This is a genomic window from Acinetobacter sp. AND/436 (assembly GCF_049546925.1).
Classification (GTDB): Bacteria; Pseudomonadota; Gammaproteobacteria; order Pseudomonadales; family Moraxellaceae; genus Acinetobacter; species Acinetobacter indicus.
The window spans coordinates 1-10,779 of the sequence record NZ_JBMXBO010000025.1; the positions used below are offsets into that span (position 1 = coordinate 1).

The window sequence follows — 10,779 nt, forward strand, 5'->3', positions numbered from 1 at the left end:
GCCTGCGGGCGCTTTTTTTGATGGCACTACGGATTAGGGCGTGAGAATGATTTTGCGGCAATCCTGTTCGCGTTGATCAAAAATACGATAGCCCTCGGCAGCATCGGCCAGTTTCATACGGTGGGTAATAATCACTTCGGGGGACAGGTCGCCATTTTCAATCCGTTCCAGTAATTCGGGCAGGTACCGATGCACATGGGTCTGGCCCATCTTGAAGGTCAGGCCTTTATCAAAGGCATCACCGAACAGGAAACCGTGAATTGGACCGGCATAGACGCCCGGCACACTGACCACGCCGCCACGGCGCACTGCGGCAATACACTGGCGCAGGGCAAAGCCGCTGGAGCCTTCCAGTTTCAGGTTGGTCATCACGGTTTCAATCATGCTGCCTTTGGCTTCAAAACCAATTGCATCAATGACCGCATCGACACCCCGATGGCCGGGAGTATTGTCAATAATAAACTCGGCCGCATCCATTTCATCAAAATTGACTGGAATCGCGCCATAGGTTTCATGGGCAAACTGCAGCCGGTAATGGTGATGATCGACCATAAAAATCTGTTCAGCGCCAAGCATCCGTGCACAGGCCGCTGACAGTAATCCCACGGGTCCGGCACCATAAATGGCTACACTGGAGCCTTTGCCAATTTGTGCATTGGTCACCGCCTGCCATGCGGTTGGCAGAATATCGGTCAGGAATAGCACTTTTTCATCCGGCAGTGAACCGGGAACTTTAAAAGGACCGATATTGCCTTTGGGGATTCGCACATAATCGGCCTGTCCACCCGGCACGCCGCCATAAAGATGACTGTAGCCAAACAGCGCTGCACCCGGTGGAATCTGTTTTTTATTCAGAATGGCGCCGCGGCCCGTATTGGTATTTTCACAGGAGGCAGTCAGCTCATGTTCACAGAAAAAGCAGTGACCACAAGCAATCACAAAGGGAATAATCACCCGGTCGCCTTTTTTTACTGCCGTGACCTCGGGGCCGACTTCTTCGACCACGCCCATAAATTCATGGCCAAAAATATCGCCGTGTTCTGTGGCCGGAATTTTACCGCGATATAAATGCAGATCTGAGCCACAAATGGCAGTGGCGGTGACGCGAAGGATGACATCATCCGGTTCCTGAATAATTGGGTCAGGCACCGATTCAACTCTTACATCTCGGGTTCCATGATAGGTTAAGGCACGCATAGAATTTCCTCTCTTGGCTAGCAGAAGGCCAGACCCGCGCATTGAGCCGGCCACATTTCTTCATGATGAGATGCGCGGCTGTAAATTTATGTATAAAAAAACCGGCCAAGCTGTGTGCAAGAGGGCTTTATATTGCAGTTCAGTAAGTGCAATCAGAGCTAAAACGGAGAGGAAAACAGCTATTGGTGAGCATCCTCCTTGATCTTTTTAAAGAAAACAGACGGGCTAAAAAGAGGAGTGATCATAAAGTGGAAATAAAAAGATAGCCACTGGGGCTATCTTGAGGGGAAGGTTTCGGAAGAAACGGGATTAACTGTTCTGGAATGATTGTTCCAGGGTTTCCAGTTCCATCATCAGTTCCAGCATGGTTTCTTCGGCCTGTTCCAGCGTGGCTTTTAAGCTGGTCTGTTCATTCATCAGCTTGAGCAGATCTTCTTTACGCGAAGCTTCATACAGGCTGCTGTCAGCCAGCTGTTCTTCAATACTGGCCAGACGGGGCTGGATTTTTTCAATCTGGCTTTCACATTGTTCAATTTTTTTCCGCAGCGGACGGGTTTCTTCACGGCGCTGCGCTGCCAGTTTGCGCTGTGCTTCTTTATCGACTTTGGCCGGTGCGGCAGTCTTGTTGGTACTGGCGCTGGCCTGTGCCAATGCGGTTTGGGCATTGATCTGCTGCTGACGGGCCTCACGTAACCATTTGGCATAATCCTGCAAATCACCGGAAAATTCAGTACAGCGTCCGGCATGCACCAACAGCAGGTCATCACAGACACTGGCGATTAGCTGACGTTCGTGCGATACCAGTACCACTGCGCCTTCAAAGTCCTGTAAGGCCATGCTCAGGGCATGACGCATGTCTAAATCCAGATGGTTGGTCGGTTCATCCAAAATCAGTACATTCGGGCGCTGCCAGACAATCAGCGCCAAGGCCAGACGGGCACGTTCACCACCGGAGAAGCTTTCGCACGGCGTATCCATGCGTTCACCGCTAAAACCGAAACTGCCGAGAAACGAACGTAGGGTGGCTTCACTGATCTGTTTGTCGGCCAGACGTGACAATTGCAGCATCGGGCTGGCTTGGCCATCCAGTGCATCCATCTGATGCTGGGCAAAGTAACCAATATTTAGCAGTTCAGAGGCTTTGCGCTGGCCATTTAAAAGCGCTAAATCACCAACCAACGATTTAATCAGGGTGGATTTACCGGCGCCGTTCATGCCCAGCAGGCCAATACGCGAGCTTGGGGTAATCTGCAGACTGATTTTGCTGGCAATACTTTTGCCCGGATAGCCAATTTCGGCCTGATCCAGAGTCAGTAAGGGTGAACTCATTTTGGTGGGTTCACGGAAACTGAAGGTAAACGGGGTATCGACATGCGCCGGTGCCAGCAACTGCATTTTTTCCAGCTGTTTAATCCGGCTTTGCGCCTGACGCGCCTTGGTGGCTTTGGCTTTAAAACGGTCAATAAATTTTTGCAGATGTGCGCGGGCTTCAACCTGCTTTTCAAAGGCCTGTTGCTGCTGGGCCAGACGTTCGCTGCGGGTCACTTCAAAGGTCGAGTAATTGCCGGTATATAAGGTCAGTTCCTGATTTTCAATATGCAGGATATGATCGGTTACTGCATCGAGAAAATCGCGGTCATGTGAAATCAGGATTAAAGTGCCTTCATAGGCATTGAGCCAGTCTTCAAGCCATAAAATGGCATCCAGATCCAAGTGGTTGGTTGGCTCATCCAGAAGTAGTAAGTCGGAGCGGCTCATCAGGGTGCGTGCCAGATTTAAACGCATGCGCCATCCACCGGAGAAACTGGAGACATCCAGACGTAGCTGATGTTCCATAAAACCGAGACCGGCCATTAACTGGGCGGCTTTAGATGGGGCAGAATAGCCATGAATTTCATCAAAACGGCCATGTAATTGTGCCAGTTCGCTGTTACTGAGCTGTTCAGGTTGTGCCAGCTGTTTCTGAATCTGCCAGTATTCTTCATCGCCCGATAACACAAAATCCAGCGCCGGCATATCTAGGGCTTTGACTTCCTGGGCCATGTGCGCAACGGTCCAGCCCGATGGACGGGTCAGGCTGCCTTCATCTGCCCCCAGTTCTCCCAATAAGGCGGCAAATAAGGTCGATTTGCCAGCGCCATTGACTCCGGTGAGGCCAACTTTCCAACCCGGATGGATCTGCATGGACGCTTTTTGAAATAAGACACGACCACCACGGCGTAAAGAGACTTGGTCAAATTGAATCATTGGACTCACTAAACTCAGGAACAGAATGCGCCTATTCTAAAGGATGCGCTCTGGAAAACAAAAAGCTGGCGCAGTTTATTTCAGGTGCTACAGCAACACATCGAAAAAAATAATGAAAAAGCGGGCGCCGTGTCATCTATCGGAAAGCGGCTATGCAGGGTTTTTTTATAAAACCAAGCCCGATATATTAAAATTTCTGATAAAAAACAAAAACAAATGTACGGTGACAAAAATGAAAAACGGAGTTTTGTTGTTGTCGACACTGGCCTTGTGTGGCGTCAGTGGCCTGGCTCAGGCCAATCCGCAGGTCTGTGTTTTTGATCTGTTGGGACGGGCCGGAGAATCCTATAAATTGCTGGAAGAATGGGCCTTGGCCAGCAAGCGCTGGGGCAGCAATGTCAGTCTGAAAGCCTATCAGGATGAAGCCCAGGTCGAGCGCGATTTTAAGGCGGGCAAGTGTGATGGTGCCTATATGACCTCAATGCGGGCGCGGCAATACAATAAATTTGCCGGTTCGATTGATGCACTGGGCGGTGTGCCAAGTAATAGCATTGCCCAGAAAGCCATTAGTTATGTGCTGGACCGGCGCAATAACCGCCGTCTGGTGACCCGGATTGGCCAGGAAACCTTTGAAGTGGCTGGCATCGGCCAGATTGGCTCGGCCTATATTTTTGTTAAAGATCGGGCCATGAACTCGGTTGAGCACATCAAAAACCGGAAATTTGCGATTCTGCATTATGATCCGGCACAAAAAATGATGGTGGAGCGGGTCGGTGGTATTGCAGTCGATTCCGATATTTCCAATTTTGTACGCAAGTTTAATCAGGGCGAGGTTGATATTGTGGCCGCACCGGCCTATGCCTTTAAACCGCTGGAAATTGAAAAAGGTTTGGGTACACGCGGTGCCATGATTGATTTTCCGGTGGTCAATGTCACGGCGGACCTGATTATCCGGCCAGAAAAATTCGCAGATGGTTTTGCAGTGCAGTCCCGGCGCTGGTTTGTCCAGCAGATTCCGAAAAACTTTGCCATGGTGAAACGTCTGGAAGCGGAAATTCCAAATAAATACCGCACCCGACTCAGCAAGGAAGATCAGGACAAATACCAGAAACTGCTACGTGATGGCCGCATCGAACTGACTGAAAAAGGCATTTATGATGGCTCGATGATGCGGGTCCTGAAACGGGCACGTTGTACGGTAGAACGCACCAATTTTGAATGTTCACTTGGCGGTGAATAGAGAAAATGGTTATAAGTTTGTAAAAAAGTGGCCACGATGTGTAAATTTTCGCCGCGCTACCTGAAATTTTTAAGCCATTGAAAATGCTGCTGATCTCTGCAATTTGTGGGTTTGAGATCAGCAGCTGTATAAATTGAATTGGTCACGATTTAAAAATATTTGGAGTAAAAGCTCTATTTTTTTAAAAACAAGTTGCTTAATATTCAGCAAGTGTATGGACACTCTTGATGAAAGACGATTCTGTAAGGACAAATACAATGAAAAAAACAATTCTCGCGCTTTCTGCGCTGGCTACTTTGGGTATGGCCAGCAATGCTCAGGCAGCCAAAGTCGATGTATGTATCTTCGATTTACTCGGCAAATCTGGTGAATCTTATCAAATGGCCCAGGAATGGGCGCTGGCTGCAAAAGGCTGGGGCGCAGACATTAACCTGATTCCCCGTCAGGATGAAGCCGTGGCCGATAATGACTTTAAAGCCGGCAAATGTGATGCGGTTTTCCTGACTGCGATGCGTGCCCGTCAGTACAATAAATTTGCCGGTTCAATTGATGCGCTGGGCGGTGTGCCCAGCAATGCCATTGCCCAACGTGCGATTACCTTTGCCCTGGACAAACGTAATGCCGGCAAAATGGTCACCAATCTGGGGGGGAAAAAATATGAGGTGGCGGGAATTGCACCTTTAGGTTCGGCCTTTATTTTTGTCCGTGACAAGAATATTGATTCGATTGAAAAAGCTGCCGGCAAGAAATTTGCGGTACTGGGCTATGACGATGCACAAAAAATTATGGTGCAACGTGTCGGTGCTCAGGCGGTAATCTCCGATGTGTCTAACTTTGTGGCGAAATTTAATAATGGCCAGGTCGATATGGTTGGTGCGCCAGCCTATGCCTATAAGCCGCTGGAAATCTATAAAGGCTTGGGCAGCAAAGGCGCCATGTTTAATTTCCCGGTACTGCATGTCACGGCTGATTTAGTAATTAGTCCGGAGAAATTCCCGGCTGGTTTTGGCCAGAAATCGCGTGACTGGTTCTCGAAAAACCTGCCAAAAAGTTTGGGCATGATTAAACGTCTGGAAGCAGGCATTCCAGCCAAATACAAAATGAACCTGAGCGCGGAAGAGAAAACCAAATACCAGAAACTGTTACGTGAAGGGCGGATGGATATGACCAAGCGCGGTATTTATGATGCGTCGATGATGAGCGTACTCAAACGTGCCCGCTGTTCTGTCGATAAAGCCAACTTCGAGTGTTCACTGGGCGGTGAATAAGCTTCATTTTTAAGGAAAAACAACCCGGCATCTGTGCCGGGTTGTTGCATCTGGAACCTTGTCACTTGGACCATTGCAGTTCAGGTCAAATCACGTAAGCTAATCAAAAATAATAGCTTCATCTTTGTCCAAGCCTAAAAAAATAGAGATGAGTTGTTTCATCAAAGGCATACAGACAGGAGGAGCAGGAGAGCGTGATCTCCAAGGGTAAAAAGAACAAGGATGGATGCGCTAAAATAGCTTTTTAAAACATTAAACACGATTCAGTACAACTGAAAACAACAAGAACAGCAATAAAGGAAAGATCAATGAAATATTATGCTCAAGGCATCGCACTGGCTGCAGTGATGGGACTCGGTGCGACTGCAGCACAGGCCAAGCAGACAGTGTGTGTCTTTGATTTGGTGGGAAAAAGTGGTGATGTGTATGCGCTGATGCTGGACTATCAGCTGGCGGCCAAAGCCTGGGGCGCCGATATTGAACTGCGCGTCGGGCAGAATGAAGCGGTAATTGCCGAAGATTTTAAAGCCGGTAAATGTGACGGGATTAGTGTCACCGGTATGCGCGGGCGTCAATTTAACAGCTTTACCGGTTCTCTGGATGCGATTGGTGCAATTCCCGATTTAAATCTGGCGGTCAAAGTCATGCAGGGACTGGCCAGTCCGAAATTTTCCCGCTTTATGACTCAAGGCCAGTATGAAGTGGCTGGTGTAGTGCCTGTCGGTGATGCCTTTTTAATGGTCAATGACCGCAGTATTAATACCGTGGCCAAAGCTGCCGGTAAAAAAATTGCGGTCCTGGATTATGACCAGGCACAAAAAATTATGGTGCAGCAGATTGGCGCGCAGGCAGTCAGTTCAGATGTCACCAACTTCGGCAGTAAATTCAATAACGGTCAGGTCGATATTATTGGTGCGCCGGCCGCCGTGTTTAAGCCACTGGAGCTGCATAAGGGCTTGGGCAGTAAAGGCGCGATTGTGAATTATCCGATTTTACAGGTGACTGGCAATATTATTATTCGCCCGAACAAGTTCCCGGCCGGTTTTGGCCAGAAATCACGGGAATGGGTCAAAGGTCAATTACCGCGTGCCTTTAACATCTTGGGTAAAATGAAAGCCGATATTCCGCAAAAATACTGGATGAATATTCCGGCAGCCGACAAACCGGGCTATCAGAAGATGATGCGTGAGGCGCGGATTGACCTGACCAAACGTGGCATTTATGACAAACGCATGATGAAGCTGCTGTGGCAATTCCGCTGTAAGCAGGATCCGAAAAACTTCGAATGCGGCCTGCAGGATGAGAATTACAAATAATCCTGATAAAATTAGTCTGAATTGACTTTGAATTGAACATGACTGACCATATATTGGGTATGTTATACTTGATATGTGGTCTTTTCTGTTAAAAGACATTTGAATCGAACGAGGAATCCGACATGAATGCCCAAGCCCTTGTGCTGACTGACAATGCTGCGAACAAAGTACGCCAATTGCGTGACAGTGAAGGCAACCAAGATTTAATGTTACGCGTTTATGTGACCGGTGGTGGTTGTTCGGGCTTCTCTTACGGCTTTAACTTTGCTGAAAGCATGAATGAAGATGATGCTGAATTCGTGAATGGTGACGTAAAAATGCTGGTCGATTCACTTAGCTATCAATATCTGGTCGGTTCAGTGGTGGACTATTTAGAAGGTCTGGAAGGTTCACGTTTTGTGGTTCAAAATCCGAATGCCACGACTACGTGTGGCTGTGGTTCTTCTTTCTCGATTTAAGCAGAATTTTAAAATACTCAGCCCTCTATTTTGAGGGCTTTTTTAATATCTTTTTTAATACAAAGAGATTGGCCTAGACTGCGGTCAATGTTCCTAAAATCCGGTAGCCTTTGGCCCCGGTCACAGCCGGGAAATTGCCACTTTGCTGGTTCAGAAAACGCATCGCCAACCAGGCAAAAGCAGTGGCCTCTACCCAGGTCGGGTTAATGCCTAAATCTGCCGTGGTCTGTACACTCCATTCATGTTTGCGTAAGCGCCAGCGCAGCTGTTCCAGTAAATAGGAATTATAGGCACCGCCCCCACAAACATAGACTTCACCGGTGTCCATGCCGGAGCGGTAAATGGCTTTTTTAATCGCCCGAGTAGTCAGCTTTAACAAGGTGGCCTGCACATTTTCCGGGGTATCTTCCAGTTCCTGATAGGCCAGGTCATTGCGCCAGTCGGCAATCTGTTCATCCAGCCATTCCAGGTTGAAATCTTCACGGCCGGTGCTTTTTGGCGGCTCTTTGGAAAAATATTCATGTGCCTGTAGCCGGTCCAGCAGACTGCGAATTGGCTGTCCATAAGCCGCCCAGTTGCCGTTTTCATCATAAGGCTGGCCGGTGTAGCGTTCACACCAGGCATCCATCAGGATATTGGCCGGGCCGGTATCAAAACCATAGACTTTTTCCGGCTGTCCGGCAGGCAACATGCTGACATTGGCAATCCCGCCCAAATTCAGAATCACCCGGTGGATGCTGTCATGCTGGAACACGTCCTGATGAAAAGCTGGTACCAACGGAGCACCTTGTCCACCGGCAGCCATATCACGCCGGCGGAAATCCGAGACCACCGGCAGCTGGGTTATTTCGGTAATAATATTTGGATCACCAATTTGCAGGGTAAAGCCATGTTCAGGCCGGTGGCGGATGGTCTGGCCATGTGAACCAATGGCACGAATCTGGCTGCGATCAAGCTGGTGTTCTTCAATCAGGCGGTTAATGCCATGTCCAATCATTTGCGCCAGCGCCACATCGGCCTTGCCCATCCGGTCAATTTCATTGTCATCCGGCAGGGTCAGGGCCATCAGTTCATCGCGTAAATCGGGATCGAAGCTCAGGGTCAGGGTGGCATGAAGCTGTAAAGGATCAAAAGAAGCAGCAACAATATCGACACCATCCATACTTGTGCCGGTCATTACCCCAATATAGATCGCTGTCATGGTTATTCTTAAGCCTGCAATGTGCTGAAAAAGTGTTAGTATATCGCACAAATTGAATAACTGATGTGTTTGGGTTTTGTGATGTCAAATTTCTTGCCAGCTGAAGAACAACTTGCCCTCATCCAACGAGGTACGCATGAAATTATTTCTGAAGAAGATCTTCTAAAGAAATTAAAAGAGAACCGTCCTTTAAAAATTAAAGCGGGCTTTGACCCGACTGCACCTGACCTGCATTTGGGTCATACGGTTTTAATTAACAAGCTGAAAGTGTTCCAGGATTTGGGGCACGAGGTCTTCTTCCTGATTGGTGACTATACTGCCATGATTGGTGACCCGACCGGTAAGAGCGCGACCCGTCCGCCGTTGTCACGCGAGCAGGTACTGGAAAACGCCAAAACCTATCAGGAACAGGTGTTCAAGATTCTTGATCCAAACAAAACCAAAGTGGTGTTTAACTCGGAATGGTTTGCTAGTAAAACAGCGGCCGATTTAATTCAACTGGCCTCACAGCAAACCGTGGCGCGTATGCTGGAGCGTGATGACTTCACCAAGCGTTATAACAACCAGCAACCAATTGCGATTCACGAATTCCTGTATCCGCTGGTACAAGGCTATGACTCAGTGGCTTTAGAAGCCGACGTAGAGTTGGGCGGTACTGACCAGACCTTTAACCTGCTGATGGGCCGTACCTTACAGGGCCGTTATAACCAGGAAGCACAGGTGTGTATTACCGTGCCAATTCTGGAAGGTTTAGATGGCGTCAACAAGATGTCGAAATCATTGGGCAACTATATTGGTGTATTTGATGCCCCAGGCGCGATGTATCAAAAAGTGCTGTCTATGCCGGATTCACTGATTGAGCGTTATTTTGACCTGCTCAGCTTCAAGTCTGTGGCAGAAATCCAGCAGTTACTGAAAGAAGTGGCTGAAGGTCGTAATCCGCAGGATGTGAAAAAGATTCTGGCGCTGGAACTGGTCGAGCGTTTCCACGGTGCGGAAGCTGCAGCCAATGCGCATAAAGGTGCCGGTAACCTGATTACCGAAGGTGAATTGCCAGAAGGTACACCAGAAGTGACCATTTCACGTGGCGAATATGGCGGCGAGATTTTCATTGCTTCTATTTTACGTGCAGCAGGTTTAACCAAAAACGCGGCACAAGCCAAAGATGCTGTCGGTCGTGGTGCAGTGAAAGTTGATTGGCAACCAGTCGATGCCTCATTCTCGGTAAAAGAAAACGTGACCTTGATTGTGCAGGCCAGTAAAAAGGCCATTGCCAAAGTCACCTTTACCGACTAAAAATGCAGTTAAGTATTTGAATTAAAAAGCAGGCTTCGGTCTGCTTTTTTTATGATATTGCTTATAAGATATTTAAATATTTAAATTTAAAAAAAACCTTATAAAAACAAGAATTAAATTTTTCCGATTGTCTTGATTTTGTCATATTTTATGTTTAAGATTTATCCGTCTAAATATGTGGTGTCTACATATCTAGAGGGTAAATTGCTATTTGATGACGTTTCATCCCCAAGAAGCGCGAAAATAGCTGAAAATAATAATGACAATAACATATGGATCCGTAAAAGATTCAACTCCGAGGGAGAGATTTTGGGAGAGATCTCTTTCTTTTTTTTATCCAAAATTTAGCCTTTGACCTGAAAAAAGCGGTTTTTTGAGCAGCTGGAGCGGTGTCTGCCCATGGTTGCCCGCTGCAAAAATCCGGCGTATAAATAAATCCGGATCATCATTTCCATATAAAAAATAAACTCGAGCCAGAGGGAGCGTATGTATTCCTATAATACCGATACCCATGATCAGCAGCTGGATGCCATTTTACGTTTCCTGTTTGAATGAC

General features: G+C 47.8%; 9 protein-coding genes. 5 read left to right on the plus strand and 4 right to left on the minus strand.

The genetic code is table 11. The features are described 5' to 3' along the window. Nucleotides 1-33 precede the first annotated feature (33 nt). On the minus strand, nucleotides 34-1,197 hold the full coding sequence (locus ACPEPR_RS13505) for a zinc-dependent alcohol dehydrogenase (protein WP_005181133.1): 1,164 nt from the start codon (nucleotides 1,195-1,197) through the stop codon (nucleotides 34-36). A 309-nt stretch (nucleotides 1,198-1,506) separates the two neighbouring features. Further along, nucleotides 1,507-3,444: an ATP-binding cassette domain-containing protein gene (locus ACPEPR_RS13510; RefSeq protein WP_104489533.1), complete on the minus strand. Its 1,938-nt coding sequence runs from the start codon at nucleotides 3,442-3,444 to the stop codon at nucleotides 1,507-1,509. 232 nt (nucleotides 3,445-3,676) lie between these two features. On the opposite strand from ACPEPR_RS13510, the gene ACPEPR_RS13515 reads away from it, so the two are divergent. From ACPEPR_RS13515 to erpA, 4 genes are all read left to right on the plus strand, one after another. Continuing rightward, the gene (locus ACPEPR_RS13515) at nucleotides 3,677-4,684 is read left to right on the plus strand and encodes a putative solute-binding protein (RefSeq protein WP_034598267.1); all 1,008 of its coding nucleotides are present in this window, start codon (nucleotides 3,677-3,679) and stop codon (nucleotides 4,682-4,684) included. Between the two features lie 257 nt (nucleotides 4,685-4,941). Then, nucleotides 4,942-5,952, plus strand: a complete 1,011-nt coding sequence (locus tag ACPEPR_RS13520) for a putative solute-binding protein (protein WP_016659761.1) — start codon at nucleotides 4,942-4,944, stop codon at nucleotides 5,950-5,952. Nucleotides 5,953-6,299: 347 nt separating this feature from the next. Continuing rightward, nucleotides 6,300-7,268, plus strand: coding sequence for a putative solute-binding protein (locus ACPEPR_RS13525; RefSeq protein ID WP_171065126.1), 969 nt, complete (start codon nucleotides 6,300-6,302; stop codon nucleotides 7,266-7,268). Between the two features lie 122 nt (nucleotides 7,269-7,390). Beyond that, nucleotides 7,391-7,726 (plus strand): iron-sulfur cluster insertion protein ErpA, encoded by a 336-nt coding sequence (erpA, locus tag ACPEPR_RS13530; RefSeq protein ID WP_005181144.1) that lies wholly within the window; start codon nucleotides 7,391-7,393, stop codon nucleotides 7,724-7,726. 73 nt (nucleotides 7,727-7,799) lie between these two features. On the opposite strand, the gene ACPEPR_RS13535 is transcribed toward erpA, so the two are convergent. Beyond that, a complete protein-coding gene (locus tag ACPEPR_RS13535; RefSeq protein WP_005181147.1) occupies nucleotides 7,800-8,927 on the minus strand; it encodes an anhydro-N-acetylmuramic acid kinase in 1,128 nt (375 codons plus the stop codon). 63 nt (nucleotides 8,928-8,990) lie between these two features. On the opposite strand from ACPEPR_RS13535, the gene tyrS reads away from it, so the two are divergent. Further along, nucleotides 8,991-10,223 carry a tyrosine--tRNA ligase gene (gene tyrS / locus ACPEPR_RS13540; RefSeq protein ID WP_005181149.1) on the plus strand — a complete coding sequence of 411 codons (1,233 nt, stop codon included), beginning with the start codon at nucleotides 8,991-8,993 and terminating at the stop codon, nucleotides 10,221-10,223. A 333-nt stretch (nucleotides 10,224-10,556) separates the two neighbouring features. Here tyrS and ACPEPR_RS13545 read toward each other — a convergent pair whose 3' ends face one another. Continuing rightward, nucleotides 10,557-10,736 (minus strand): hypothetical protein, encoded by a 180-nt coding sequence (locus ACPEPR_RS13545; RefSeq protein ID WP_423562545.1) that lies wholly within the window; start codon nucleotides 10,734-10,736, stop codon nucleotides 10,557-10,559. Nucleotides 10,737-10,779 lie beyond the last annotated feature (43 nt).

What these genes read in the sequence shown, in the direction of transcription:
- ACPEPR_RS13505 (WP_005181133.1), bottom strand. Translation starts at nt 1,197, where the DNA reads ATGCGTGCCTTAACCTATCATGGAACCCGAGATGTAAGAGTTGAATCG.
- ACPEPR_RS13510 (WP_104489533.1), bottom strand. Translation starts at nt 3,444, where the DNA reads ATGATTCAATTTGACCAAGTCTCTTTACGCCGTGGTGGTCGTGTCTTA.
- ACPEPR_RS13515 (WP_034598267.1), top strand. Translation starts at nt 3,677, where the DNA reads ATGAAAAACGGAGTTTTGTTGTTGTCGACACTGGCCTTGTGTGGCGTC.
- ACPEPR_RS13520 (WP_016659761.1), top strand. Translation starts at nt 4,942, where the DNA reads ATGAAAAAAACAATTCTCGCGCTTTCTGCGCTGGCTACTTTGGGTATG.
- ACPEPR_RS13525 (WP_171065126.1), top strand. Translation starts at nt 6,300, where the DNA reads ATGGGACTCGGTGCGACTGCAGCACAGGCCAAGCAGACAGTGTGTGTC.
- erpA (WP_005181144.1), top strand. Translation starts at nt 7,391, where the DNA reads ATGAATGCCCAAGCCCTTGTGCTGACTGACAATGCTGCGAACAAAGTA.
- ACPEPR_RS13535 (WP_005181147.1), bottom strand. Translation starts at nt 8,927, where the DNA reads ATGACAGCGATCTATATTGGGGTAATGACCGGCACAAGTATGGATGGT.
- tyrS (WP_005181149.1), top strand. Translation starts at nt 8,991, where the DNA reads ATGTGTTTGGGTTTTGTGATGTCAAATTTCTTGCCAGCTGAAGAACAA.
- ACPEPR_RS13545 (WP_423562545.1), bottom strand. Translation starts at nt 10,736, where the DNA reads ATGGGTATCGGTATTATAGGAATACATACGCTCCCTCTGGCTCGAGTT.